Consider the following 26,145-nt stretch of genomic DNA (forward strand, 5'->3'; position numbering starts at 1 on the left):
GGTTCAAAAAAACGATGCTTTTTGTTTCAAATTTTTGTAAGAATCAGACCGCTTGTACTACTTAAATAACTACTTAAACTATAAAATAAATCGACTTAAATCTTCGTTTTCTACCACGTCGTTTAACGCTTCAGAAACATATTTTTCATCAATAATGACTTTCTCGCCGGAACGTTCGCTGGCATCAAATGAAATGCCGTCCATTAAACGTTCAAGCACGGTGTGTAAACGCCTTGCACCGATATTTTCGGTTTTTTCGTTAACACGGAATGCCGATTCCGCAATTTTGCTGATCCCCTCTTGGGTAAATTCAATTTCCACCCCTTCGGTTTTCATTAATTCACGATATTGTAATGTAAGTGAAGCGTTAGGTTCAGTTAAAATACGCTCGAAATCGTCTTTGGTAAGCGATTTCAATTCCACGCGGATCGGTAAACGACCTTGTAACTCAGGCAGTAAATCAGACGGTCGGGCTACTTGGAATGCACCGGAACAAATAAACAAAATATGGTCTGTTTTAACCATGCCGTGTTTAGTGTTTACTGTCGAACCTTCAATAATTGGTAGTAAATCACGTTGAACTCCTTCACGAGAAACATCACCACCTGAATGTTCGCTTTTTTTGCAAATCTTATCGATTTCATCAATAAAAACGATACCGTGCTGTTCAACTGCTTCAATAGCTTGTTGTTTTAGCTCTTCCGGATTGACTAATTTTGCTGCTTCTTCATCTAGCATCACTTTTAACGCATCTTTAATTTTCATTTTGCGTTTTTTGGTTTTGCTTGGCGACATCCCTTCAAACAGAGATTGTAGTTGCGAGGTCATCTCTTCCATGCCCGGAGGTGTCATAATTTCAACGCTTACCTGGGCAGCAACATCAATTTCAATCTCTTTATCGTCTAACTGCCCTTCACGCAATTTTTTGCGAAAAACTTGACGGGTTGAGGCGTTATCCGATTCTTGGACTTTACCCCACTGGTCTTTTGCCGGTGGTAACAATACATCTAAAATGCGATCTTCTGCAGCATCTTGGGCGCGCATTTTATTTTTTTCTACCGCTTGTTGGCGAACCAGCTTCATCGATACATCCGCCAAATCACGAATGATTGAATCTACCTCTTTTCCTACATAACCGACTTCGGTAAATTTAGTTGCTTCTACTTTAATGAATGGGGCATTTGCTAATTTTGCCAAACGGCGGGCAATTTCTGTTTTACCCACACCTGTTGGACCAATCATTAAAATATTTTTTGGAGTCACCTCTTGGCGAAGATCTTCCGGTAGCTGCATTCTACGCCAGCGATTTCTAAGTGCGATTGCCACCGCACGCTTAGCTTCATTTTGTCCGATAATGTGAGCATCTAATTCAGATACAATTTCACAAGGGGTCATTGACATATATTTTTCCTTAAACAGTTCCCTTTTTGCTAAAGCGGGGAAAGTTATTTTAAACTTCTTCTATAACGTGATTATGGTTGCTGTAAATATCAATATCGCCGGCAATTTTTAAGGCTTCTGCCACGATTTCTTTAGCAGATAAATTATTCTCAGTTCGCAGTAATGCGAGGGAGGCGGCTTTAGCATAATTTCCACCTGAACCGATTGCTAACACATCTTGTTCCGGCTCGATCACATCGCCTGAGCCTGATACCAGCAAAAATTCGCTTTCATTTGCCACAATCATCATTGCTTCCAAGCGACGTAAAGCTCGTTCGGTACGCCATTCTTTGGCAAGTTCCACCGCCGATTTCACTAAATGCCCTTGGTGTAATTCCAGCTTTTTCTCAAACAGGTCGCGCAAAATAAAGGCATCAGCTGTTGAGCCTGCAAAACCTGTAACCACTTTGTCTTTATATAAGCGACGAACTTTCCGTACTGTGCCTTTTTCAATACAATTTCCGAGTGTGGCTTGACCGTCACCACCAATAGCCACTTTGCCGTCTTTACGCACGCATACAATTGTTGTCATTTTAAATCCTTCTTTTTTCAGAAAACTTTCGCTTATGTGGGGAGGTATTACCGTTTTTTCAAGCACAAGCGGTAATATTCTGGGAATTTTTTGCAAAAAAATGGTTTGAATAACTTCAAACCATTTTAAGCAACTTAATGTGCCATGCGATTTAAAATCTTTTCACCCTTAATTTGGTGATAAATTGCCATGATAATGTGACCGGCGGTTAAGGCAAATAATGCCCAAGCTAATTCACCGTGTAATGAATTGCCTAGGGAGACCATCCAATCAATTTTTTCTGTCGCTCCTTCCATTACTTTAACACCAAACACCTCCAGCGGGCCACGTGCTGCGCCGTATTGGCGGATTAAAGCGATAGTGGGTACTGTCAGCATTAAAATATAGAGTGCTAAATGACCCAGAGTAACAAAAATATTGGCCGCGGCAGGGCGATTTTTGCAATTGGCCATCGCCCACAAGGTACGAACAATGATTAACACCATCAAAATTGCACCGACCGATTTATGATAGGGTAATAGTGAACGGAAAGTTTCTTCGCCTGCTAAGCCTGTATAAAGCATAAAGCCAAAACAGATTGCCATTGACCAATGTAGAATACGGCTAACTGTGCCGTAAACTTGTGAATTATCTGAACGCATATTCCACTCCTTAAGTAAATTTTTCGACAGTATAACGGAAAAGGCGATGTAAAAGTGTAAATTATAGCAATGACTATAATCTTATCTGCTGATTAAGTAGCATGCCTGTCGGTTTATCATTTTCCATCAACATCTCGATTTTATACGCTAAGGCTTTCACATTTTGCAATTTTGCCGTTTCAAATAATGCGGCATATTGGGGGTCAATCTGTTGTGCGACTGCAAAGCTTGTTATACCTGTGTGTAAAATAGCGAAAAAAATGACCGCTTGTGAGCCTTGCTGTGCAATCAAAGTCAATTCTCGTAAGTGCTTTTGCCCTCGAGCTGTTTTGGCATCCGGGAACATTCCGATGCCATTTTCCGTTAAAAGTGTGGTAGATTTTACTTCTACAAAGCAATTTGGCAAAGGCTCAGATTTTAGTAGAAAATCAATACGGCTGTTTTCTGTGCCATATTTCTGTTCCGGTAAAATTTCTGCGTAAGTAGAAAGCTCTTTTATCCATTGATGTTCAAGGGCTTCTTGTACAAGCTGATTAGCACGTAGAGTGTTTACGCAAATAAAATGCCCGGCTTGGGTTTGGGTTAATTCCCAAGTGTGAGCATATTTGCGTTTTGGGTTATCAGAGGTTGAAAACCAAACGGTATCGCCCACATTGGCACAACCTGTCATCGCGCCTGTATTTGGGCAATGAAGGGTGATTTGTTTGCCATCGGGTAATTGAATATCGGCAAGAAAACGCTTATAACGGCGAAGTAAGATTCCTTTAGAGAGATTGGGAAATTGCATGAGTAAAAAACTCTCCTATTTTAACCGCTTGTTGTGCTTGAGAATCGGCAATAATACAGAAAGTAATGCGGTACAAATGACGATAATAATGCCTATCCAAGTAATTAAACTTAACGTTTCAGATAAAAACAGCATTGCCATTAAAATACCGAAAACAGGTTCAAGGGCAAGTAGAATACCTGCTAGAATGGGCGAAGATTGATTTATACCTTTGTTCCAAAGTAGCATTGCTAAAAAGCTACATATAAGACCTAAATAGGCGACACTCGCCCAAGCAAATAGGTTACTTGATAATTGCCAAGTTGGTGATAAAAGCAGTGTTAAAGGCAATGCGGTAATTGCGCCTTGAACTAGCATAATGTAGGTTAGATCGGTTACTTTAACAGATTGCATAATATCTTTGCTGATATACATTCCGATAATAAAGCTAAGGCTGCCTAACACAACCAGTAGTAAACCGAAAGCATTAATCACGCCACTATCATCACCACCTAAGACCATGATCAGAATTCCGATACAAGCCAATAAACTTAATATAAAATCTAATCTTGTGGCCCGTTTTTTAAAACAGAAGTAACCGACCAGAACAGTTAAAAGCGGGTTCAAACCCAGCAGGGCAACGGCGCTTGAGGCAGAGGTTAATTTTAACCCTGCAAATTGTAGGATGACGCACAGTGGTAAAGTTAAAAAGCTAACAAGCCACACCTTTATACTTTGATTTTGCGGAATTTGGCGATAAACCCGGCTTGCAAACGGGAATGCGATTAATGCTGCAAAGGTAAGTCGAATTTGCATGATCTGGATGGGGTCAAATTCCATTACTGCAAACTTACCTACGATAAAAGAACTTGCCCAAATCAGTACGGCAAGTAATAAATAAATCATTTAACTATCCTCATAAAATTCTAGTGGGAGATCATCAGGATCGCGGAAAAAAGTAAAACGCTTGCCGGTAATCTCATCAATTCTGATTCCTTCATGAGGTAAATTATGCTGTTCTAAAAAAGCAATCGCCTGTTCAATGCTTTCTACTTTAAATGCCAAATGGCGAAGTCCGCATGTTTCAGGAGAACTAAAGCGAGGTGGTGTTAGCGGAAAACTAAAAAGCTCAATTTGTGAGCCATCTTGAAAGCGTAAATCCAATTTATAACTCTTGCGTGAAGCTCGGTAGGTTTCCTCAATAATTTCCGCTCCCAAAATTTGAGTATAGAAATATTTGGATTTTTCGTAATCAGATACGATTAAGGCAATATGGTGAAAGCCTAAAATGGGTGATTTCATTTTTTTCTCAATTTGTAAAATTTTTGGTAAAACGGACCGCTTGCAGTATGATTGTTTCTTTTTTCGATTTCAAGATTTTTAATGACTAGCAACTTTTCACAATATCCTCTCGCCCAAGCCTCGGTTTCTGACTTTTTTGCGAAATCGGCACTGGATTGGTTTGAGCAATACGGAAGAAAACATTTGCCTTGGCAGCAGAAAAAAACTTTATATAAGGTTTGGCTATCGGAAGTAATGCTGCAACAAACTCAAGTTGCAACGGTTATTCCTTATTTTGAACGTTTTATTGAACGATTTCCGACGGTAACTGACTTAGCTAATGCTTCCATTGATGAAGTATTACATTTATGGACAGGATTGGGCTATTACGCTCGTGCGAGAAATTTGCACAATGCCGCTATTCAAATTAGGGATCGCTTTCAGGGCGAATTCCCTACCCGCTTTGATGATGTACTGAGTTTATCCGGTGTAGGCAGAAGTACCGCTGGGGCAATTTTATCCTCCGTTTTGGATGCCCCACACCCGATTTTGGATGGAAATGTAAAACGTGTGCTGAGTCGTTATTTTGCGGTGGAAGGTTGGCCGGGTGAGAAAGCGGTTGAAAATCAGCTTTGGAACTTGAGTGAACGTGTTACTCCAAGTACACAAGTGGCGGATTTTAACCAAGCAATGATGGATTTAGGTGCAATGATTTGCACTCGTACCAAACCCAAATGCTTGATTTGTCCATTGCAAAATCAATGTAAAGCCAATGCAATGCAGGCGTGGCAGGCATTCCCTGCGAAAAAACCGAAGAAATCTTTACCCGAACGCCAAACTTATTTTCTGGTGTTAAAAGTCGGCTCAAAGGTGCTTTTACAAAAACGAGAGGCTAAAGGTATTTGGGGCGGATTGTTTGTGTTTCCGCAATTTGATAGTTTGGATACGCTCAAGCGGTCAAATTTGATGAAAAATTTACAAATTTCACAGCAATTAGGTACATTTAGGCATACATTTAGCCATTTTCATCTGGATATTACCCCTATTCTGGTTGAGGTGGATTTGCAAAAAAATACTGAAATTTTACCGCTTGTTGCGAGAGAAAACGGAGGAAATTATCTTTCGGCTGTATCTTCAGCAACAGATTATTGGTATGATTTGTACCAAAATAATGAAGTAGGTTTAGCTACGCCGGTTAAGCGTATTTTGGATGAACTGGCGTTTACAGTAAAACATGATATTTAAGGATTAAAATTATGGCACGAACCATATTTTGCGAGTATTTAAAACAAGATGCCGAAGGCTTAGATTTTCAACTTTATCCGGGCGATCTCGGTAAACGTATTTTTGATTCAATCAGCAAACAAGCATGGTCGGAATGGATTAAAAAGCAGACTATGTTGGTAAACGAAAAAAAATTGAATATGATGAATCCCGAACACCGAAAATTACTGGAGCAAGAAATGGTGAGTTTCTTATTTGAAGGTAAAGAAGTCGTGATTGAGGGCTATAAGCCGATTGAATAATTGAAGGTAAAATCAATGAAAAAATATGCTAAGTATTTGCCGCTTTTGGCAATTATTCCCTTTCTTGCATCTTGCGGCAGTAAATCCTCTAGCGGTAAAAAACCTAAATCTACTCGTGTGGATTACTCAAAAGATACCAACGGTTTAGACATTCTAACAGGTCAATTTTCCCATAATATTGATGATATTTGGGGAAGTAATGAACTGTTGGTTGCCAGTAAAAAAGATTACGTAAAATATACCGATAAGTTCTATACCCGTAGCCATATTTCCTTTGAAGAAGGGGTTATTACAATTGAAACCTTAGGTGACCAAAATCATCTTCGTAACTCAATTGTCCATACTTTATTAATGGGTCGAGATCCTAGAGGGATAGACTTGTTTTCATCAGGAGATGTGCCAATTAGTACAAATCCTTTCTTAAAAGGGCAGGTAAGGGATCAGTTTGGTCGTGATATTACCAATATCGCCCTTGCAAATGATTTTGCTACCTATCTTATTCAAAATAAACTTCAAACTCGCCGCTTAAAGAATGGTCGAAATGCGATGTATGTAGCGATTAAAATGGTAGAAGGGCACGTTGAAGTACGTGCAAGACAATATTTACCGCTGGTACGCAAAATGGCTAAACAATATGGCATTGAGCCAAGCTTGATCTTAGGGATTATGGAAGTTGAATCTGCATTCAACCCTTATGCGGTAAGCTATGCCAATGCAATTGGCTTAATGCAGGTAGTGCCCCGTACCGCAGGTCGGGATATTTTTGCCCGCAAAGGTATGGGTGGACAGCCAAGTCGTGAATACCTGTATAATCCGTCTAATAATATTGATGCCGGTACGCTCTATTTAACCATCCTACGCGATGAATATTTAGACGGCATTATCGACACAACAGCAAAACGTTATGCAATGATTTCTGCTTATAACAGTGGAGCGGGTGCGGTATTACGTGTATTTGATTCAGATAAGTATGCTGCGATTGACAGAATTAACGATCTCTCGGCGGATGCGGTTTATCGTATTTTAACAACCGCACATCCATCTTCTCAAGCTCGTAATTACTTACGTAAAGTAACGACGGCGAGAGAAAAGTATCGCAATATTCGATAATTTATGATTTGAGCTGTTTTTAGACGAAACGTATAAAAAAAGCACATTCAAGCAGCGGTTTTTTCGAATTCATAAAAAAATGTTTGACGTTGCGGGCTGAAATTAGCATAATGCACCCCGCAACGACGTTGCCTCGATAGCTCAGTCGGTAGAGCAGGGGATTGAAAATCCCCGTGTCGGTGGTTCGATTCCGCCTCGAGGCACCATCAATTCCTCCTTAGTTCAGTCGGTAGAACGGTGGACTGTTAATCCATATGTCGCAGGTTCGAGTCCCGCAGGAGGAGCCATATTCAAGAAGCCCTGATGAGAAATCATCGGGGTTTTCGTTTTTTATAATTTGTAAAAAACAGATGATTGCTCAATTTTTAGTATGATGTGCCCTAAAATGTTAAATTTCCTCGAATTCTATTTGACGAAGCCAAAAAAAATCAGCATAATGCACACTACAAACGACGAGTCGCCTCGATAGCTCAGTCGGTAGAGCAGGGGATTGAAAATCCCCGTGTCGGTGGTTCGATTCCGCCTCGAGGCACCATCAATTCCTCCTTAGTTCAGTCGGTAGAACGGTGGACTGTTAATCCATATGTCGCAGGTTCGAGTCCCGCAGGAGGAGCCATATTCAGAAAGCCCTGATGAGAAATCATCGGGGCTTTTACCTTTTAGCAATCTATCCTTACTTTTTTTATTGAATTTTGTGAACTACTTCTCATTTCTCAAATAAACTTGAAAATACTACTTCACTTTTGCCAAGAATTCGGAGTATTATGATCATAAATTACAACAAATAATAATGATTCCTCGAATATCGTCAAATTTTACGACATAGCCTAAACCCCTATGTCGTTTTTTTATTTTCCTATAATCTCCCCGCTTTTTTTTGTATAATGTCTGCAATTTGGCGCTTGTAAGCGGTCACAAAAAGTATTGCTTTTTGAACGTTGGCTTTGCCAACGGCAGCGAAGCTGTGAACAATCCTTATAAGGATTGTGAATACTTTCTTTTAAAATTTTGCAAATTGAGAACCCAATATGTTTGAAAACCTATCCGATAGACTTTCGAAGACCCTGCGTAATATCACAGGTAAAGGTCGTTTAACTGAAGATAATATTAAAGATACTCTGCGTGAAGTGCGTATGGCATTACTTGAGGCGGATGTTGCTTTGCCTGTAGTGCGTGATTTTATCAATAAAGTTAAAGAGCGTGCGTTGGGCGTTGAAGTCAATAAAAGCCTAACGCCGGGGCAAGAATTTTTAAAAATCGTGCAAGGTGAATTAGAAAGTGCGATGGGAGATGCCAATGAGGAGCTCAATCTTGCGGCTCAACCGCCTGCGGTCATTTTAATGGCGGGTTTACAAGGTGCGGGTAAAACCACCTCGGTCGGCAAATTGGCGAAATTCTTAAAAGAACGCCACAAGAAAAAAGTATTAGTGGTCTCTGCTGACGTTTACCGCCCGGCGGCGATTAAACAGCTCCAAACGCTTGCTGAAGCATTAAAAGTGGACTTTTTCCCTACCGAAACCAGCCAAAAGCCTGTTGCTATTGCTGAAGCTGCACTTAAGCACGCCAAGCTTAATTTTTTTGATGTGTTGATTGTCGATACAGCAGGTCGTTTGCACGTTGATGGCGAGATGATGGAGGAGATTCAACAAGTCCACGCCGCTCTCAACCCGATTGAAACTTTGTTTACCGTCGATGCGATGACCGGTCAAGATGCAGCTAATACAGCGAAAGCCTTTAATGAAGCTTTGCCTCTCACCGGAGTAATTTTAACCAAAGTTGATGGCGATGCCCGTGGTGGTGCGGCACTTTCTATCCGCCAAATTACCGGCAAGCCGATTAAATTCTTAGGTGTGGGCGAGAAAACGGATGCTCTTGAGCCGTTCCACCCGGATCGTGTTGCTTCCCGCATTCTTGGTATGGGCGATGTAATGTCGTTAATTGAAGACTTACAGCGTTCTGTTGATCAAGAAAAAGCCGAAAAAATGGCGGCAAAATTCAAGAAAGGGGACGATTTTACCCTTGAAGATTTCCGTGAACAGCTGATCGAAATGAAAAAGATGGGCGGAATGATGTCAATGCTAGACAAACTTCCCGGTGCGAAAAATTTGCCTGATCACGTCAAAAACCAAGTGGATGACAAAATGTTCGTGAAAATGGAAGCGATCATTAATTCCATGACTCTTAAAGAGCGTGCCAACCCGGATATTATCAAAGGCTCTCGCCGTCGCCGTATTGCTCTCGGCTCAGGTACACAGGTGCAAGATGTTAACAAACTGCTTAAACAGTTTGATGAAATGCAGCGTATGATGAAAAAAATGCGTAAAGGTGGAATGGCGAAAATGATGAGAGGCATGAAAGGCTTAATGGGCGGAGGAATGGGCGGCTTAGGCGGCTTGGGTAGTATGTTCGGCAAGCGGTAAAATTTTCACATTATTTTGCAAATAACTAAAAGGCACAAAATTCAGTTTTGTGCCTTTTTTATCGTACTTAAAAATTAATACACATCTCGCATTAACCTACCTTCGGCTATTAGCTGTGCAATGATGTTATTGAAATCATCCACGTAAGGCTGGCCCCCGATTTCTTCGGCAATTTTGATAATTTCCGCATCAATCGCTTTACTCATAGCTTTACTGCCACAAATATAGAAATAAGCCCCTTGTTGAATCAGCTTCCAAACCAATTCTGCTTGAGCTGCTAAAGCATTTTGCACATAAAACTTCTCAGCTTGGTCGCGTGAGAAAGCGGTAAACAGTTGGGTTAAGGTGCCGTTGGCAAGGTAATTTTCAAGCTCCGCTTGATAGAGAAAATCTTTGGCTCGATGGCGTTCGCCAAAGAATAAGTAGCTTCCCACACTTTGATATTGGCTTTCTAACGCCTGTAAAAAGGCGATATGTGGTGCAATGCCCGTGCCGGAACCAATCATCACCACAGGGGCGTGGGGCGTCTCAGGCAGTCGGAAATTAGGGTTTGCTTTTGCAAAAATTGAGACAAATTCACCCGCTTGTAAGTGGGCTAGATAGTTACTCGCAGTGCCTTGGTAGGCTCTGCCGTTTAAATCATAATAAACATGGCGAACGCATAAATCCACGTAATCAGGGTGCGTTTTACCGCACGAGCTAATCGAATAAGCCCTAGCCGAGAGATTCGATAAAATCGCCTCTAAATCATCAAGGCTCACTGTTTTTTCATGGTCGAAATCGCGTAATAGATCAAGCAAGTCGTGACCGTATAAATATTGCTCCAACGCTTTTTTATTAGAAATTTTGGTCAGATCTTTTAGCTCATCGCTGCCGCAGATTTTTTGAATATCTCGCAGCACGTTTTTGCTCAACAAACGTAGCTCTTTGTTGCGAAGTTTTTCAGCCGCCTTTGAGTCATTAAACCACGCAGCATATTCTGCCAATAGCGACTCAGGCTGTTGGGCTTTGATATAAATTAAATCACCCGCTTGGTAAAAAATGCCACTCTCTTTAAGTGATAAGCGAATGTGATACACCTCAGGGCTAGAATCGGCTAAATGTTTGATTTCCAACACTTCCGCTTGATAGGCAGAATCCTCACCGTAAACTTGCACCGAAAGTGGATGAGTGAGTGGTTTATCCGCTGGCACTTTTAATGTTTGCTCCACCAATGGTAACCATTGTTTGAAAATTGCTTGGTAATTGAGATCCGCATCGACCCGCTCAATCAAAGGCTCTGCCTGCTTGGCTTGTAACAGCGTGTCTAACTGCTTGCTGTAGCCACAAAATTTATCGTAAGTAATATCGCCCAAACCAAAAATTGCGTATCGCATATGACAAGCGGTCAAATTTTCTAATTTTTCTGTAAATTCATCGGCATTTTCCGGCGGTTCACCATCTCCAAACGAGCTGGTGATAATCAACAACGCCGTGTGTGCGGTGAATTGGCTTAAATCTGTTTCATTTAGGGTAGAAATCGTGGGTGAATAGCATTTGAGAAAATTTTGTTGAATCAGTTGTTGGGCAATTTTTTCTGCGTTGCCCGATTCTGAACCGTAGGCAATATGAAGATGAGTGATCGTGGACATACTTTCCTCAAAAAACAAAGAAATAGTAAAAAAATAATTGCGTGCAAACAGGATATTTACACGCAATAAAAGAATTGGTTAGCCATGGAATTCGTCAAAGATTTCTTTTGAGAATTCTACTGCATCAAAATTAGCCATTAAGTCGTTGATAACACGACGAACACTAATATAGCCTGTAATGTTACCTGCTGCATCAAACATTGGCTGAACGGTTGTATCAACGACATAAACCACGCCACCTTTACCACAGTTTGGGACGATACCTGTCCAAATTTTACCTGCTTGAATGGTATCCCACATATCTTTGTATACTGCTTTCGGTACTGCGGGATGACGAACGATATTATGTGGCTGGCCAATTAATTCTTCACGAGAAAATCCGGTTAATTTACAGAAAAGATCGTTTGCGTAAGTGATCACACCTTGTAAATCTGTTGTTGAGATTACTAGAGTATCTTGTACAGCTTTTAAAATAACATCATTTGAAGGGACAATTTGTTCTGTCATCTGAAAATCTCCATTTAGATTAATATTTTCATAGATTTATTAGAGTAAGTTCTAATAATCACTCTCAGAATAGTAGATGAAAATTTAAATGTAAATCGTTTTACAAAAAAATACTTGATAAAATTAGTCACCTTTAATTTATTGTAAGATCTCATTTAATAAATGGTAAATATTTTGTAAAAAAATTGAGTTAATTGAATAGATTTTGCAATTTAATAAATTTCGCCTACAATCAATTTAATTATTTTAACAATATGCAAACTATACAAAGGAAGATTATGTCTCAACCATTAAATTTCGTTATGATTTCCCCGCATTTCCCAACCAATTTTGAAACCTTTGCCGTTCGTTTACGTGAAACAGGTTTCAATACTCTTGGAATTGCAGATACTCCTTATGAACTATTAAGCCCGATCTTACGCAACTCGCTCACTGAATATTACCGTGTAGATAATATGGAAGATTATGATCAGGTTTACCGTGCAGTGGCGTATTTTGCCCATAAATACGGGCGTATTGACCGTATTGAGTCTCACAATGAATATTGGTTGGAATTAGATGCAAAATTGCGTACCGATTTCAATGTCTTTGGTTATAAAAATGACGATATGCTTGCCATTAAAACTAAAGCACAAATGAAAGAAGTTTTCCGCCAAACCGGCTTGAAAGTGGCAAAAGGTCGTGTGTTCAAAGATGATGACGATGCCCGTAAATTAGCGAGAGAATTAAAATTCCCGGTTATCATCAAACCAAATTCCGGCGTGGGTGCAAGCGATACTTATAAAATCAAAACCGCTGAGGAACTTGAAAGCTTCTTCAGTTATAAAAATCCAGCCGTTGAATATATTATGGAAGAATTTATTGACGGTGATATTGTAACCTTTGATGGCTTAGCCGATCATGAAGGCAATATTGTGTTCTATTCCAGCCTTGAATATTCAGAAGCGGTGCTAGATACCGTTTCTAAAGACGGCGATATGTATTACTATGTGCCACGTGAGATTTCCGAAAAATTGGTGGAAATGGGCAAATTATGCGTGAAAGCCTTTAATGTGAAAGAGCGTTTCTTCCACTTTGAATTCTTCCGCACCAAAGGCAAAAAACAAGAACTTCTGCCACTTGAAATCAATTGTCGTCCACCGGGTGGTTTAACCATTGATATGTGGAACTACGCCAACGATTTTGATGTATTTAAAGAGTTCGCTAATATTGTGAAAGAAAACAAATTCTACTCAAATATTCAGCATCCTTGGAATGTGGTTTATATTTCACGTAAGGCTAACCAGAATTATGTTAATTCTATTGATGCGGTATGTGAAAAATTTGCAAGCAACATCATTAGCGTTCAAAGCGTCCCGGGTGTGTTCGCCAAAATTATGGGTGAACACGGTATTCTAGCCCGAACTGAAACGATGGAGCAAATGCGTGAAATTGTTCAATTCGCTCAAGCAAAACAGTAAGAGGTGAGTTATGCACTTTGAAAAAAGAAGCCATTGGAGTGGTGAATTAGGTCGTGAAATGGCATTTAATGTGTACGGTCACGCCGGTAAACCTGTGATTGTTTTCCCATCATCAGGCGGCAATGAAAACGAATATGGCAACTTCGGTATGATTGAAGCCTGCCGCTCATTTATTGAAAGAGGCTTAATCAAATTTTATACTCCGGATTCCTATGATGCGGAATCTTGGTTGTCCAAGCACAAATCCGGACACGATATGGCGTTAGCACACAATGCTTATGATCGTTACATTATTCACGAATTAGTGCCGCTTATCCGCCACGAATCACAATGGAATGGCACCATGATCGCAACCGGTTGTAGCATGGGGGCATTTCATACCGTAAACTTTGCCCTACGCCACCCGGATTTATTTGATATAGCCATTGCCCTAAGTGGTGTGTATGATGCCCGTTTCTTCACCGGTGAATTCTATGGCGATAAAGCGGTTTATTTTAACTCACCGATTGATTATATGTGGGGGCAAAATGATGATTGGTTCTTAAATCGTTACCGCCAAAACCACTATATTATTGCGGTTGGACAAGGCGCGTGGGAAGAGCAACACGTGGAAGATACCCATCGTTTAGAAGAAGCTTTCAAAGCAAAAGGTATTGAAGCATGGTTTGATTATTGGGGTTTTGATATTGACCATGACTGGCCAACATGGCGTAAACAAATGCCGTATTTCTTGGGGCAATTAGAAGAACAAGGGCTTCTCTAAATAGCTCAAAACAAGAAAATACAAGCGGTCGTTTTTTCTGATTTTTTGCAAAATTTTCAGAAAAATTATTTACAATCCTTATAAGGATTGTTCACAGCTTTGCTGCTGTTGGCAAAGCCAACATTCAAAAAGCGATGCTTTTGTGACCGCTTGTTTATCTTCAAGTTTACGCAAATTGAGCCATTTTCCACAATCTTGCCACATTTTCTGCGGTTGAAATTAAATTTTCACGACCGAGCTTTAAGATTTCCTCAAGGCTGTGTAGTTGGCGAATAATCGGGAAGACCGCATCAATGCCGTGTTGATAGACCACAGGGTAGTCATCTCGTAGTGAACCGACAATCGCAATTACAGGCTTATCAAAGGATTTGGCTGTACGAGCTACACCAATTGGGGTTTTGCCGGCAATAGATTGTGCGTCCATTCGCCCTTCACCGGTGATTACCAAATCTGCATCACGCACTTTTTCTGTTAGGCGGGTTGCCTCAATAATAATTTCTACTCCTGAACGTAGTTGTACATTAGGTAGCAATAATAATCCACCCCCCATTCCGCCTGCGGCACCGGCTCCGGCTTTATCGACAATCTCAATGCCGAGCTGAGTTTTCACTTTATCGGCAAAGTGAGCAAGGGCTTGGTCTAAGGTTTTGACCATTTCTGACGTTGCCCCTTTTTGTGGACCGAAAACAGCGGAAGCTCCTCGTTTGCCACAAAGTGGATTATTCACATCGCACGCTACCTCAAATTCCACGCTGTTTAGGCGAGCATCCATTTCGCTCAGATCAATCCGTGCAATTTGGCTAAGTGCCGCCCCACCGGCAGGAATTTCATTTCCTTGGCTGTCTAAAAATTTCAAACCAAGGGCTTGTAACATTCCCACCCCGCCATCATTGGTGGCACTGCCGCCAATGCCGAGCAAGATTTTCTTCACGCCTAAATCTAATGCCGCTTTGATTAACTCGCCTGTGCCAAAACTGGTGGTAATGAGTGGATTACGCTGTGCAAACGGTACGAGATGCAAGCCACTTGCTGCCGCCATTTCAATAAAGGCGGTCTGTTTATCGCCCGAGAGCCCGAAAGTCGCCTCCACTTGGTTTGCAAGCGGTGCTTTTACGCTGATTTTTTGCAAACTGCCTTTTGTGGCATCAATCAGAGATTGCACCGAGCCTTCGCCGCCATCTGCCATTGGCACAAGCTGATAATCCGCATTCGGGAACACACGGGCAAAGCCGATTTGGATTGCCTGAGCCACCTCCAATGCGGTCAAGCTTTCTTTGAAAGAGTCGGGGGCGATAACAATTTTCATCATTTTCTCCTTACAGCAAGATTAAAGAAAGCACATACACCGTCATCATACCGACTACCCCCATAATAAAGGTTAATGTGGTTTGAGTACGATAGCCCTGTTGCGGAGTAAGTTTACTGAAATTCGTCACCACCCAATAGTAGCTATCGTTTGCGTGAGAAACACACATTGAGCCTGCTGCAATCGCCATCACGGTTAAAGCTGCCGCCAATTCGCTGGTTAAGCCTAACGCATTCATCAGTGAATCTGAGGCGTTATACATCCCCATAATTGAGGCGGTGGTGATGATTGCCACCGTTGAGCTGCCTTGTGCGGTTTTGAGAATAGCAGAAATCAAGAATGGGAAGAAAATGCCTGCCGCACTGATAATGTGAGCATTTTGTTTGATGTACTCCACAAAGCCTGCTTGAGTAATCACATTACCTAACACGCCACCGGCTGCGGTAATAAAGAGAATCGGGCCAACCAGTTTTAAGGTATCGTTCGTTAAGCTGTCAAATTCTCCTATTTTGTTGGTTGAGGCAAGCAAAATGATTGAGAAAATCACACCGACCGCCAAGGCAATAATCGGATTACCTAAGAATTGTAATAAGCTGCCGAAATCACCTGTTATGCCCATAATTTTTGCTATAGAGCCGATCGCCATTAATACAATTGGCATGAAAATTGGTGCAAGGCTTAAAAAGCCGCTTGGTAATTTGCCGTATTGTTTCAACAATTCTTCATAGCTTTGACCGATCATTTGATCTGCTTCAGCTTCTTCCGCTACTGTTACTCGTCTGCCGACATATTTCGCAAAGGCGTAACTTGCAATCAGCACAGGAATTGACACCACAACGCCCATGCCAATTACCAATAGCAAGTTGGAGCCTAAACCCACAGCACCGGCTGCCGCAATTGGTCCCGGTGTAGGTGGAATAAATACGTGGGAAGCATATAAGCCGGCACTCAGTGCTACTGCCATGCTGACCGGATTGGCTAAGATTTTTTTGCGAATTGCTTCACGAATCGGGTTTAGCACTACAAAGCCACTATCGCAGAAAACCGGAATACCGACAACCCAGCCCATAATCAGCATGGCAAGCTCCGGGCGTTTTTGCCCGACCACACGCACGACCATATCGGCAAGCTTCAACGCTGCACCGGTTTTTTCCAGTACGGTGCCGATAATTGCCCCGAAAATAATCACAATACCAATACTTTTGAAAGTACCACTAAAACCTTCACCTATAATCGCCGGAATTTTTGCCAATGGCAAACCTGCCACTAGGGCTAAACCCAGCGAAATCGACATTAAAGCTAAAAATGGATGGACTTTAAGTTTGGCAATCATATAAATCATAATTATGATTGCCACCAAAAACGTCAAAATGAGTGTCATACCTGTCATAGCAAGCTCCTTATTTATAAAATAATTATGCTCATTATTCGGTATTTTTACTGAAAAAGCTTTGTCTGAATTTGCAAAAAATTTGTTAAAAACGACCGCTTGTTTTGTAGTTTTCTACAATTTATTTGCTAAAACAGCTCCTAAATAAAGGGTAAATTTTTGCTCTATGTTATTGAAAGATAAGCCTGTTATTTGCTCAATCTTCTCTAAACGATAACGCAAGGTATTTGGGTGAATAAACAATTTTTGTGCTGTGTGATTCAGATCACAATTTGAGAAAAAATATTGCCGTAATGTTTTCAGCAACATCTGTTTTTTATCGGAATTGAGTAACGGTTGGAAGGGGGCAAGCAGCGTTTTTCCTTCTTTTGAATAGCTGAAATTGTACATTAACGCCGGTAGTTTAAAATCATCAAAATAGATCGTTTGCCGACGTAGCTGCATTTGTTCGGCATAATTTAGAGTGTGGCGGGCGGTTTGGTAAGAGGTGGCAGTTTGAGAAAGATTATCTACCGACAACCCTACCACAATTTTAAAGGAAATATTCCACTCAGAAAGCTTGGTCAAGACATAATGGATCAACGATTTATCGGCTGCTAAATTATTAATTAACGCGATTTTATCCAAGCTCACCACTGCGGTGAGTAAGTGCGGAAAATGGTGCTCCAGATAATCAATTAAGCCTTGTAATTTGTCTGCGGTAGGCTCGTTCATTTTAATTAAAGTGACCGACAACGGTTTGGCAAAATCTTGCCCGAAAAAGACCGCTTGTTCACGAATTTTCTCTTGACTTAACGTGCCTTTGAGCAAAGCTCGGGCAAACTCTTCACGATACCGGCGTTGCCAACGTTCTTGTTCTAACTCAAATGCTTGTTGCATAATCAACTCTGCTGCCATTTTCACTAACTGGGCATACTGCCGCACCTCATTTGGCTTACCTGAAATCCCCACTACACCGACATTTGAGCCAAGGTAATTCAACGGTAGATTAATCCCTGCCTTCGCCTCATAATGCCACTGCTTTGCAAGATTTTCGTCAATTTCGACCGCTTGATCGTTACGCAACGCAATCACCGCCCCCGTATGCCGCTGCCCGATACGGCTCTGGTCTCCTGAGGCAATAATAATTCCGTTTTCATCCATCACATTTACGGAGTTTGGGATAATCTGCATAGTACGTTGAACGATACAGTCGGCAATTGCTCGGTTAAGTTTCATAATTTACCTGCAAAATGAGATAAAGAAATGCATAGGTATATAAGGTATTACCTATGATTGTAATAAAATGTAAATATACTGGTCCATCCACTTGATTAAGTTAAGTCGTTCAATTAGAATCCACGCCTTTTCCAAACCATACCATAATAAAATGAACAAACTAACAAAAAAATTTAATCTTTCCCATATTGCTTCAGCTTTGGCAATAACATTTGTCTTACCGGCTTATGCCTCTGTTGTACGTAGCGATGTGGATTATCAATACTTCCGTGATTTTGCTGAAAATAAAGGCAAATTCACTGTGGGAGCCAGCAATGTGGATATTCAAGATCTACAAGGCAACCACGTTGGTACAATGTTACCAAATATCCCTATGCCTGATTTAAGTGCCGGTATTCGAAATGCGGGTTACTCTACTTTAATTTCCCCACAATACCTAGTGAGTGTTGCGCATAATACCCCTCACGTTTACAGTAAAATCGAATTTGGTGCGCCGGGCTATAACCGCGATGCAAACCACTACGCCTATAAAATTGTAGACAGAAACGACCACGAAAAAATAGAGGGTGGGGCAAACTGGGATTATCACACGCCGCGATTGAATAAATTAGTGACCGAAGTCGCACCGGCAAAAGTCAGTGATCTTGGTAATAGCAGTACGGTTTATTTGGATAATACACGCTTTACGATGTTTGCACGTGCCGGTTCAGGTCGTCAGAATATTCGTGATACCAACAATAAAAATACCCAACTTGCCGGTGCTTATAATTATTTAATCGGTGGTACACCACTTGCGGCTATGGAAGATCGTAAAGATAAGCCTTGGCTTGATTTTACAGGTAGTGTTTATGACAACAAATATGGTCCGTTAGTCACTTACTCTACTCCGGGTGATAGTGGCTCGGCAATTTACGGTTATGATAGCCAAGAAAAACGCTGGGTAGTGGTCGCGGTAACTAACTCCTACGGCGGAATGGAAGGTAAGTTCAACCGCACAAGTACGATTCGTACAGACTACCACGAGCGTAAATTTGCTGAAGATATTGCAGGGCAACTGGATAATCAGCAAGCAGGTGCTACATTTGAGTGGCAGGCAAATGGCAATAACAGCCTTATCCGTACACAAAACAATACGCAACAATTAGCGGTATCATTGGCTGATCGCACAATTAGAGATAATAAATCCTATCCAAAAGGCAGTGCAGGCGTCATCGAAGTTGAGTTACCGCAAGAGCAAAACGGTAAAACGCTAAACTTTAGCGGTAAAGATGCGACCATCGTACTGAAAAGTAATATTGATCAAGGTGCGGGCGCATTGAACTTTGATGCAAATGTGACCGTTCGCCCGGAAAATGATCAAACTTGGTTAGGTGCGGGTGTCATTGTCGCTCCAAACAAACGAGTGACTTGGCAGGTCAAAAACCCACAAGGTGATCGCTTATCTAAATTAGGCGAGGGTACGCTGTATGTAAATGGTCGTGGTGAAAATCGTGGTGACATTAGCGTAGGTGACGGTACCGTTGTACTCGACCAACAAGCACAAAACGGCAAAAAACAAGCGTTTAATAAAGTAGGGATTGTTAGTGGTCGTCCGACTGTTGTGTTAAATAGTTAGTGCAGATCAAGTGAACCCGAACAAAATTTATTTTGGTTTCCGTGGTGGACGCTTAGATCTTAATGGCAATAGCTTAACGTTCAATCGTCTGCAAAATACCGATGAAGGAGCGAGAATTGTTAATAATGCAGCAACATTAACGATTGCACCGACAAAATTGACGGCGGAAGATCTCAAGTGGGGAGAATGGAATCAAGAAGCCAGCGATATTTATGAGTATATTAATACGCATAGAAATAAACGTACTGACTATTTCCGTTTAACCGGTAAAGCGTCAGCTTATTTTCCAACCAATGCAAGTAGCAGTGCGGATTGGGAATTTTTATCTCACAATAAAGCTGATGCAGTAAGACAAGTGTTAGCTGAGAAAAATAGTCGCCCTATCCATCGTACCTTTAACGGTTTTATTGGAGAAACAGACAGCAGCAAACATAATGGCCCGTTGAATATCGTCTATGATCCACAAGCGTCTAGCCCGTTAGCGACAGCTTCATCGATCACTTGGGGCAAAGGATTAGTGGCAGGTGCGGATATTTATCAATTCACGAATAAACAAGATGGAATCCGTGATTACTTTATGCTCAAAGGTAATCCAAAGAACCCAACGCCAACTAACCATCAAAGCAATGATGATTGGGAATATTTGTCAAGCAACAGACAGGATGCGATCAACAAAGTCATTGCACGTAAAAATACACCATTAGAGCAAGAAAAACTTAATAACTTCTATGTGATTTCAGGTGGGTTAAACTTAAACGGCAATGTCACCTTAAAAGGTGGGAAATTCTTACTTTCCGGTCGCCCGACACCACACGCTTATGATGTAAACAATAAGCAAGATGTGGTCTATGAAAATGACTGGCAAAACCGCCAATTCAGTGCAAGCCAAATTGCAGCGAACGGTTGGTCACAACTTTATGTAGGGCGTAATGTATCAAGCGTCACGGCAAACTTAAGTGCAACCGATAATGCTCAGCTTAACCTTGGTTTTATTAACGGCCAAAGCCCAAGTTGCTACTACTCAGAGTACAGTGGTGTGACAAATTGCACGCAACAAGCGGTGATTTCCGAACAAAATTTTGCAAATCTGCCAACTACGCAAATTATCGGCAACACGGTATTGCGTAGCAACAGTCAGTTAAATTTAGGTAAAGCACATCTGCAAGGAACAGTTCAAGCAGATAACGGCACGCAAATGACGTTATCAAATGCGGCAAGTTGGACGAATAACGGCAACAGTACTGTGGGCAATTTACGTTTTGAACAAGGTTCAAGCATCACGTTAAATGAACAATTTGCGAATGGCGTGCCGGCACGTTTTAACAAATTGATCGTTAATGGTAACTTAACCGGTACAGGTAAAATCAACTATGTGACCGATATGGGCTCAGAGCAAGGCGACCATGTTTTAGTAAACGGTGTGGCTGAAGGGCAATTCACCCTGGCGTTACGTAATTCAGGTAACGAAGTGGCTTCAGTGAGTCCGGTAAGTTTATTAACTTTAGCGAACGCGGCGCAAAATCAACATAATGTGAATGTCACGTTGGAAAACGGTTATGTGGATTTAGGTGCGTACCGTTATATTTTAGCGAACCGCAACTACGACTACCGTTTGTATAACCCGCTGAAGGATGCACAGAACCGCAATACTAGCATTGCGGTGGCGACAAACCAGCTTGAGACAGCGATTCGTACTGCACAGCAACAGCGTCAAGAGGCTGCACGTTTAGCGACAGAAATCACCAAACAACGCCAAGCTGAGCAGGCTGCAAAACAAGCAGCTACCACAGCACAAACAAAGTTGAAAGAAGCGAATGCTGAACTCACTCAGTTACAACAATACGCTAATTATTATGCATATTACTATCCGTCTTATGCACGTCAGCTTCAAGGTCAGATCACGACGGCAAAACAAAAAGTAGAGCAAGCTACTGCTGCATTGAATAGTGCTAATGGTAGTGCAAAATCTGCAGCAGAACGCTTAAAACAAGCTGAACAAGCGGTCGCTTCTGCACAAAATGTTGCAAATCGTACTGAAGCAAGTCTAAGTGAGTTGCGTGCTAATGTAGAAACGGCAAAAGCCGGCTTAAAAGGTGAAATGTTACAACTTTGCCAAGACAACGGTGCAGCCTGTGACTTAATCCAAATTGCAGACAATGTAGCAGGTACTGCAATTAACCAAGGTGACTGGGTAAGCCAATATGCGAATACGGCATTATCTGAGTTATCAGCTCAAGCAAATAGTGCGTTACAAATCGGTAACGGTTTAGATCGCCAACTATTTACCCATAGCGATAAATTACATGTTTGGAGTAGCTTAGAGCACCAAAAAACTGAGCATAAATCGAATTTATACCGCCCGTATGAGCAACAAACCAACTTAACTCAAGTAGGCGTAGAAATGCCATTGGCAAATGGTTTCACTGCAGGTGCGGTATTGTCGAAGAACCACGCAAACGCAGAGTTTGATGAAGGGGTAAACGGTAAATCTAACTTACTGATGGCAACCTTATACGGTAAATGGCAGTCAGAGAAGGGAACATTTGTGAGCCTTGACGGCAGCTATGGTAAAGCGAAAAACCGTATTGATTTATTTGGTGAAAACCGCTTTAACCGCCATATTAGTGCAGTTGGTGCAAATATTGGTCATGAATTTGACCTTGCCGGTGTGAAATTACAACCGTCTGTAGGTGCACGCTACTATCGTTTAAGTGGCAAGCAATACAACTTAGGTGAAGTGGAAGTGAACAGCCCGACTGCAAACTTTATGACTTACCAAGCAGGCGTTAAAGTGAGCAAAGCATTTGCCCTTGCAGACTGGAGAGTTGAGCCAAGCTTAGCGGCACACTATGTTGATGCAAACAGCAAGCACTTAAATGTTGCAGTAAACGGCAACAATTTTGAGCAACGTTTTGGTCGCTATGTGAAAACCGAAGCAGGTGTTACATTGGCACGTAACCAATGGCAAGTGGCAGTCAATGCAGGTTTCCTAAAAGGTAACGAAATTCAGAAACAACGCTTTGCAGGCGTGAAAATCGGTTATCAATGGTAATGTTGAAAGGCACCTTTAAGGTGCCTTTCTTTTTATCTGGAAGTCATTAATATTGAATAAGCGAGAATCTTAAAAAATCCACAAGATGATCTGCCCAATGCATTTCATGGTGGATTTCATTTGCCATTATCCGTAAGCGGATGTTATCTAAAGGCAATCCGGTGCGAATCAAGGCTTGATAATAGTTAAGCGTACAATCAATGTAGGCTTGATTCATATTGGAAATAAAGTGCGAGTCTATTTCATCACCTTCATTTGTACCTACTTGAATAAAGACTTTGGTATTTGAATAAAGGGGAGATTGGTGACAGAATCTTAAAAAATCAGATTCGCTAAACCAAGAGGCAAGTGAAAATACGCCGAGATGTCCGAAAATATGTGGATAAGCACCGCCTATATACGCAGTAATAATTCCTCCCATTGAACTGCCGGCAAGCAAAGTATGCTCTCGCTGAAATTTGGTTCGATAGTGAATATCAATGAAAGGTTTGACCGTTTCTACCAGCCATTTGGCATATTCTGCACCAAGCCCGCCTGCATTTTGGGTTTCCGGCGTAGAGCCTGTTGTTGTTTTCCAAGGACCATATTCATTTAAACGCTCTTTTCCTGCATTATCAATACCCACAATAATTAACTTAGGTAATTCTTGATGAGATTTCAGCGTGGGAATAATTTTCCAAGAGTGTCCGGAGTAAGACTCTTTGCTATAAAACACATTTTGTCCGTCGTGCATGTATAGCACCGGATAGGTTTGCCACGTCTCATGATGATAGTCTTTCGGTAGCAACACTCGAATACGTCGGTGCTGTTGTAAGTATGGCACATAAAGAAAGTGTTCTTGCATTTCTAAGTAGTGATGGTTGAAAGGTGAGTGTGCCATTTGGTATTTCGTTCCTGTTTCCATTAAGTGAGGTAGCTATTTTACACAGTAATCTAAGCGGGTGAAACAAGCGGTCATAAAAAGCCAAATTTTTGCAAATTTATGGTGCTGTTATAGCAAAAGTAAGTTAGTTATATTTATTTTATTCTTAGAAGTCGAACAAAGAAATCGTGATCTAGATCACAGTAATTTTAATTTAGCTTCGCTACAATCCTTACTTATGCAAAATCTAGGCAAGGAGAAAAAAGATGCAAGCTTCATTACAGGACATTCTTGAGGTTGTAAAAGCCAAAAATCTAACTTATCACCAAAAATTAATGAGTTTGGGTAATATCGCCGAACGGTTGTTTAGCCCGGTTGAGTTATTAGGCTATACAGAGGAAGAGTGGTCTTATATTAACAATCAGATGATTTGTGATCTGTGTGAGGGCTATGCTATTTACCGTCCTCGTTATATTTTGCCGGATTATAATGTATATATGCAAAAAGGCTGTAAGTTCTTGGATTTACCGCCACCAACCAATTTAGATGAAGCTTTAGACGGCTTATTAATGATCTATTCACATGTTCCGTCCATTACCACTTACCCTGTTTATATCGGGCGTTTGGATGCGTTGCTTGATCCGTTTATAACTGATGAAGAGCAAGATTACATCAAAATTAAACGCTTCCTTAATCATATTGATAAAACCATCGCAGACTCTTTCTGCCATGCCAATATTGGACCTTATGATACCAAAGCCGGTCGTTTGATTTTAAAAGCAGTGATTGAGCTTGAAAACACGACGCCTAATATGACAATTCGTTATGACAAACAGAAGACCTCGCGAGAGTTTGCCGAACTTGCGGCAAAAGCTTGCTTGTTGGTTTCAAAACCTTCTTTTGCTAACGATGCCTACTATCGCCAAGATTTAGGAGATGAATACGGTATTGCAAGTTGCTATAACGCGTTACCTGAATGTGGTGGTGCTTATACCTTAACTCGTTTACGTTTAGGTACCATTGGACGAGCTTGTGTAAGTGTAGATGAAATGGTCAATGAACTTCTGCCAAAAGTGGCAAAATTAGCCCTTTCTACCATGGATAAACGCCATAAATTCTTAGTAGAAGAAAGCAACTTCTTCGAAAGCAGTTTCTTGGTAGAAGAAGGGTTTATTAAGCGCACTAACTTCACCGGAATGATTGCCATTGTAGGCTTGGCAGATGCGGTTAACCACCTACTCAAACAAGAAGGTTTAAATGAAACCTTTGGTCAAAGCAAACGTGGTGATGAGATTGCAACTTTAATTCTGGACAAACTACAAGCAGTGAATAATGCTCATCAAGGTTTATATGTTGAGCGTACTAATAACCAGTATTTACTGCATGCCCAAGTGGGTGCAAGCAATCACGCAGAAGATAAAATGAACACGCCTGCCCACCGGATTCGCGTGGGTGAAGAGCCAACTTTATTGGCGCATTTAAAACAGTCGGCACCGTTCCATAAATATTTCCCGTCCGGTACGGGGGATTTGTTCGCCTTTGACCAAACCTATACCGATCATTTAGATGCGGTGGTAGATATTATTGATGGCTCATTTGCTAACGGCTATCGCTACATCACCACCTATCTGAAAAATACCGATTTGATTCGTGTAACAGGCTATTTAGTGAAGAAAAGTGAGGTAGAGCGTTACCGCAAGGGCGAGGCAGTATTACGTGATACCACATGGTATGGTGCAGGCACCGATGATTGTGCGAAAGTATTCGACCGTCAATTACGTGACCAAGAAAATGTAAATGCGGGATAGCGATGACCGCACTTTCAGACATTTTCGTCCCTTTACATCGGATTATCCCGTTCTCCAATGTTGAGGGACAAGGTAACCGTACCAGCATTTTTTTGCAAGGCTGCAAACTGAATTGTCTCTACTGCCACAACCCGGAAACCATCCCGCGTTATACCGAGGAGGCAAAACAGGTGAGCTTGCAATATCTATACGATCAGGTGATGGATGCTGTGCCGTTTATTCGAGGTGTGACGATATCCGGCGGGGAACCGACCATTCATCATAAAAAGTTGATTCCGTTGTTTGAAGCGTTGCATAAGCAAGGGTTGACGTGTTATCTCGACAGTAGTGGCTTTTTTGAATATGAAGCAACTAAGCCGCTTATTGAGGTAACCGATAAATTTTTATTTGATTTAAAAGGTGATGGGATAGGGCTGCAAAGTTTATGTTTTGATCGCAAAAATCAAAGCGGAAAAGTACCCAAGCAGATTATTCTCTCGGTAAATCATATCAAACCTGAAAATCTTGCCCGTAATTTGCAAAATTTATCGCAATTATTACCGCTTGATAAGGTGGAAGAGGTACGTTTGGTTTATGTGACCGCGTTTTATGATGCACAGCATTTGATTGAAAAAGTAGCGGAATTGCTTCGCCCTTATCCTGAGGTATTACTCAAAATTATTCGTGTACATACTAAAGGGGCAAGGGATGAAGAAGGGCTGGCTCCTTTTGTGCCTACAATAGAGCAAACAGATAAACTGGCTGAATTTGCCAAACAATGCGGAATTCAAAAAATTATCACGATTTATTAATGGATAGAGCATTTTGAGTGAGAGTT

Annotated in this window: 22 protein-coding genes and 4 tRNA genes; 14 read left to right on the plus strand and 12 right to left on the minus strand. The window is 41.3% G+C overall.

The genetic code is table 11. The features are described from left to right. Nucleotides 1-78: 78 nt before the first annotated feature. The 6 genes from hslU to gloA2 form a co-directional block, all read right to left on the minus strand. Nucleotides 79-1,401 (minus strand): HslU--HslV peptidase ATPase subunit, encoded by a 1,323-nt coding sequence (gene hslU / locus A6B41_RS00740; protein WP_027073458.1) that lies wholly within the window; start codon nt 1,399-1,401, stop codon nt 79-81. Between the two features lie 49 nt (nt 1,402-1,450). Further along, nucleotides 1,451-1,972, minus strand: coding sequence for an ATP-dependent protease subunit HslV (gene hslV / locus A6B41_RS00745; protein WP_027073457.1), 522 nt, complete (start codon nt 1,970-1,972; stop codon nt 1,451-1,453). 134 nt (nt 1,973-2,106) lie between these two features. Continuing rightward, nucleotides 2,107-2,613, minus strand: a complete 507-nt coding sequence (locus tag A6B41_RS00750; RefSeq protein ID WP_027073456.1) for a cytochrome b — start codon at nt 2,611-2,613, stop codon at nt 2,107-2,109. Between the two features lie 73 nt (nt 2,614-2,686). Continuing rightward, the gene (sfsA, locus tag A6B41_RS00755) at nt 2,687-3,400 is read right to left on the minus strand and encodes a DNA/RNA nuclease SfsA (protein ID WP_027073455.1); all 714 of its coding nucleotides are present in this window, start codon (nt 3,398-3,400) and stop codon (nt 2,687-2,689) included. Nucleotides 3,401-3,415: 15 nt separating this feature from the next. Then, a complete protein-coding gene (locus A6B41_RS00760) occupies nt 3,416-4,285 on the minus strand; it encodes a DMT family transporter (RefSeq protein ID WP_027073454.1) in 870 nt (289 codons plus the stop codon). Then, complete coding sequence (gene gloA2, locus A6B41_RS00765) at nt 4,286-4,681, minus strand: SMU1112c/YaeR family gloxylase I-like metalloprotein (protein ID WP_027073453.1); 396 nt, start codon at nt 4,679-4,681, stop codon at nt 4,286-4,288. 81 nt (nt 4,682-4,762) lie between these two features. Here gloA2 and mutY point away from each other — a divergent pair, with 81 nt between their 5' ends. From mutY to ffh, 8 genes are all read left to right on the plus strand, one after another. Beyond that, complete coding sequence (gene mutY, locus A6B41_RS00770; RefSeq protein WP_027073452.1) at nt 4,763-5,905, plus strand: A/G-specific adenine glycosylase; 1,143 nt, start codon at nt 4,763-4,765, stop codon at nt 5,903-5,905. A gap of 11 nt (nt 5,906-5,916) precedes the next feature. Beyond that, the gene (locus A6B41_RS00775) at nt 5,917-6,186 is read left to right on the plus strand and encodes an oxidative damage protection protein (RefSeq protein WP_027073451.1); all 270 of its coding nucleotides are present in this window, start codon (nt 5,917-5,919) and stop codon (nt 6,184-6,186) included. 15 nt (nt 6,187-6,201) lie between these two features. Further along, nucleotides 6,202-7,296, plus strand: a complete 1,095-nt coding sequence (gene mltC, locus A6B41_RS00780; RefSeq protein WP_027073450.1) for a membrane-bound lytic murein transglycosylase MltC — start codon at nt 6,202-6,204, stop codon at nt 7,294-7,296. 130 nt (nt 7,297-7,426) lie between these two features. Further along, a tRNA-Phe gene (locus tag A6B41_RS00785) sits at nt 7,427-7,502 on the plus strand. Nucleotides 7,503-7,507: 5 nt separating this feature from the next. After that, nucleotides 7,508-7,583 (plus strand) — tRNA-Asn (locus tag A6B41_RS00790). Between the two features lie 172 nt (nt 7,584-7,755). Next, a tRNA-Phe gene (locus A6B41_RS00795) sits at nt 7,756-7,831 on the plus strand. 5 nt (nt 7,832-7,836) lie between these two features. Beyond that, nucleotides 7,837-7,912: transfer RNA gene (locus tag A6B41_RS00800), tRNA-Asn, on the plus strand. Between the two features lie 412 nt (nt 7,913-8,324). Then, on the plus strand, nt 8,325-9,716 hold the full coding sequence (gene ffh / locus A6B41_RS00805; protein ID WP_027073449.1) for a signal recognition particle protein: 1,392 nt from the start codon (nt 8,325-8,327) through the stop codon (nt 9,714-9,716). A 74-nt stretch (nt 9,717-9,790) separates the two neighbouring features. On the opposite strand, the gene A6B41_RS00810 is transcribed toward ffh, so the two are convergent. Together A6B41_RS00810 and A6B41_RS00815 are read right to left on the minus strand one after the other, a co-directional pair. Then, a complete protein-coding gene (locus A6B41_RS00810) occupies nt 9,791-11,347 on the minus strand; it encodes a diflavin oxidoreductase (RefSeq protein ID WP_027073448.1) in 1,557 nt (518 codons plus the stop codon). Nucleotides 11,348-11,425: 78 nt separating this feature from the next. Beyond that, the gene (locus tag A6B41_RS00815) at nt 11,426-11,854 is read right to left on the minus strand and encodes a PAS domain-containing protein (RefSeq protein ID WP_027073447.1); all 429 of its coding nucleotides are present in this window, start codon (nt 11,852-11,854) and stop codon (nt 11,426-11,428) included. Between the two features lie 278 nt (nt 11,855-12,132). Between A6B41_RS00815 and A6B41_RS00820 the strand changes: the two genes are divergently transcribed. Further along, nucleotides 12,133-13,314 carry an ATP-grasp domain-containing protein gene (locus tag A6B41_RS00820; protein WP_027073446.1) on the plus strand — a complete coding sequence of 394 codons (1,182 nt, stop codon included), beginning with the start codon at nt 12,133-12,135 and terminating at the stop codon, nt 13,312-13,314. Nucleotides 13,315-13,324: 10 nt separating this feature from the next. Then, on the plus strand, nt 13,325-14,077 hold the full coding sequence (locus tag A6B41_RS00825; protein ID WP_027073445.1) for an esterase family protein: 753 nt from the start codon (nt 13,325-13,327) through the stop codon (nt 14,075-14,077). A gap of 166 nt (nt 14,078-14,243) precedes the next feature. Here A6B41_RS00825 and A6B41_RS00830 read toward each other — a convergent pair whose 3' ends face one another. The 3 genes from A6B41_RS00830 to A6B41_RS00840 all read right to left on the minus strand — a co-directional run bounded on the left by A6B41_RS00830 (nt 14,244) and on the right by A6B41_RS00840 (nt 17,991). Further along, the gene (locus tag A6B41_RS00830; protein ID WP_027073444.1) at nt 14,244-15,383 is read right to left on the minus strand and encodes a glycerate kinase; all 1,140 of its coding nucleotides are present in this window, start codon (nt 15,381-15,383) and stop codon (nt 14,244-14,246) included. Between the two features lie 10 nt (nt 15,384-15,393). Then, on the minus strand, nt 15,394-16,773 hold the full coding sequence (locus A6B41_RS00835; RefSeq protein ID WP_027073443.1) for a GntP family permease: 1,380 nt from the start codon (nt 16,771-16,773) through the stop codon (nt 15,394-15,396). 114 nt (nt 16,774-16,887) lie between these two features. Next, nucleotides 16,888-17,991 (minus strand): CdaR family transcriptional regulator, encoded by a 1,104-nt coding sequence (locus A6B41_RS00840; RefSeq protein ID WP_027073442.1) that lies wholly within the window; start codon nt 17,989-17,991, stop codon nt 16,888-16,890. Nucleotides 17,992-18,142: 151 nt separating this feature from the next. Here A6B41_RS00840 and A6B41_RS11210 point away from each other — a divergent pair, with 151 nt between their 5' ends. Together A6B41_RS11210 and A6B41_RS11215 are read left to right on the plus strand one after the other, a co-directional pair. Next, nucleotides 18,143-19,606, plus strand: a complete 1,464-nt coding sequence (locus A6B41_RS11210) for a S6 family peptidase (protein WP_245188786.1) — start codon at nt 18,143-18,145, stop codon at nt 19,604-19,606. A gap of 10 nt (nt 19,607-19,616) precedes the next feature. Next, a complete protein-coding gene (locus A6B41_RS11215) occupies nt 19,617-22,658 on the plus strand; it encodes an autotransporter domain-containing protein (protein ID WP_245188785.1) in 3,042 nt (1,013 codons plus the stop codon). Nucleotides 22,659-22,704: 46 nt separating this feature from the next. Here the strand turns inward: A6B41_RS11215 and A6B41_RS00850 are convergent, their stop codons facing one another. Then, nucleotides 22,705-23,538: an alpha/beta hydrolase gene (locus tag A6B41_RS00850; protein ID WP_027073441.1), complete on the minus strand. Its 834-nt coding sequence runs from the start codon at nt 23,536-23,538 to the stop codon at nt 22,705-22,707. A gap of 248 nt (nt 23,539-23,786) precedes the next feature. Here A6B41_RS00850 and A6B41_RS00855 point away from each other — a divergent pair, with 248 nt between their 5' ends. Continuing rightward, on the plus strand, nt 23,787-25,328 hold the full coding sequence (locus A6B41_RS00855) for a YjjI family glycine radical enzyme (RefSeq protein ID WP_027073440.1): 1,542 nt from the start codon (nt 23,787-23,789) through the stop codon (nt 25,326-25,328). Between the two features lie 2 nt (nt 25,329-25,330). After that, nucleotides 25,331-26,119 carry a 4Fe-4S cluster-binding domain-containing protein gene (locus A6B41_RS00860; RefSeq protein WP_027073439.1) on the plus strand — a complete coding sequence of 263 codons (789 nt, stop codon included), beginning with the start codon at nt 25,331-25,333 and terminating at the stop codon, nt 26,117-26,119. The last annotated feature ends 26 nt before the right edge of the window (nt 26,120-26,145 follow it).

Source organism: Mannheimia granulomatis (genome assembly GCF_013377255.1).
Lineage (GTDB): Bacteria > Pseudomonadota > Gammaproteobacteria > Enterobacterales > Pasteurellaceae > Mannheimia > Mannheimia granulomatis.

Coding starts and splice junctions, on each gene's coding strand:
- hslU (WP_027073458.1), bottom strand. CDS start 1,401: ATGTCAATGACCCCTTGTGAAATTGTATCTGAATTAGATGCTCACATT.
- hslV (WP_027073457.1), bottom strand. CDS start 1,972: ATGACAACAATTGTATGCGTGCGTAAAGACGGCAAAGTGGCTATTGGT.
- A6B41_RS00750 (WP_027073456.1), bottom strand. CDS start 2,613: ATGCGTTCAGATAATTCACAAGTTTACGGCACAGTTAGCCGTATTCTA.
- sfsA (WP_027073455.1), bottom strand. CDS start 3,400: ATGCAATTTCCCAATCTCTCTAAAGGAATCTTACTTCGCCGTTATAAG.
- A6B41_RS00760 (WP_027073454.1), bottom strand. CDS start 4,285: ATGATTTATTTATTACTTGCCGTACTGATTTGGGCAAGTTCTTTTATC.
- gloA2 (WP_027073453.1), bottom strand. CDS start 4,681: ATGAAATCACCCATTTTAGGCTTTCACCATATTGCCTTAATCGTATCT.
- mutY (WP_027073452.1), top strand. CDS start 4,763: ATGACTAGCAACTTTTCACAATATCCTCTCGCCCAAGCCTCGGTTTCT.
- A6B41_RS00775 (WP_027073451.1), top strand. CDS start 5,917: ATGGCACGAACCATATTTTGCGAGTATTTAAAACAAGATGCCGAAGGC.
- mltC (WP_027073450.1), top strand. CDS start 6,202: ATGAAAAAATATGCTAAGTATTTGCCGCTTTTGGCAATTATTCCCTTT.
- ffh (WP_027073449.1), top strand. CDS start 8,325: ATGTTTGAAAACCTATCCGATAGACTTTCGAAGACCCTGCGTAATATC.
- A6B41_RS00810 (WP_027073448.1), bottom strand. CDS start 11,347: ATGTCCACGATCACTCATCTTCATATTGCCTACGGTTCAGAATCGGGC.
- A6B41_RS00815 (WP_027073447.1), bottom strand. CDS start 11,854: ATGACAGAACAAATTGTCCCTTCAAATGATGTTATTTTAAAAGCTGTA.
- A6B41_RS00820 (WP_027073446.1), top strand. CDS start 12,133: ATGTCTCAACCATTAAATTTCGTTATGATTTCCCCGCATTTCCCAACC.
- A6B41_RS00825 (WP_027073445.1), top strand. CDS start 13,325: ATGCACTTTGAAAAAAGAAGCCATTGGAGTGGTGAATTAGGTCGTGAA.
- A6B41_RS00830 (WP_027073444.1), bottom strand. CDS start 15,383: ATGAAAATTGTTATCGCCCCCGACTCTTTCAAAGAAAGCTTGACCGCA.
- A6B41_RS00835 (WP_027073443.1), bottom strand. CDS start 16,773: ATGACAGGTATGACACTCATTTTGACGTTTTTGGTGGCAATCATAATT.
- A6B41_RS00840 (WP_027073442.1), bottom strand. CDS start 17,991: ATGAAACTTAACCGAGCAATTGCCGACTGTATCGTTCAACGTACTATG.
- A6B41_RS11210 (WP_245188786.1), top strand. CDS start 18,143: ATGAACAAACTAACAAAAAAATTTAATCTTTCCCATATTGCTTCAGCT.
- A6B41_RS00850 (WP_027073441.1), bottom strand. CDS start 23,538: ATGGCACACTCACCTTTCAACCATCACTACTTAGAAATGCAAGAACAC.
- A6B41_RS00855 (WP_027073440.1), top strand. CDS start 23,787: ATGCAAGCTTCATTACAGGACATTCTTGAGGTTGTAAAAGCCAAAAAT.
- A6B41_RS00860 (WP_027073439.1), top strand. CDS start 25,331: ATGACCGCACTTTCAGACATTTTCGTCCCTTTACATCGGATTATCCCG.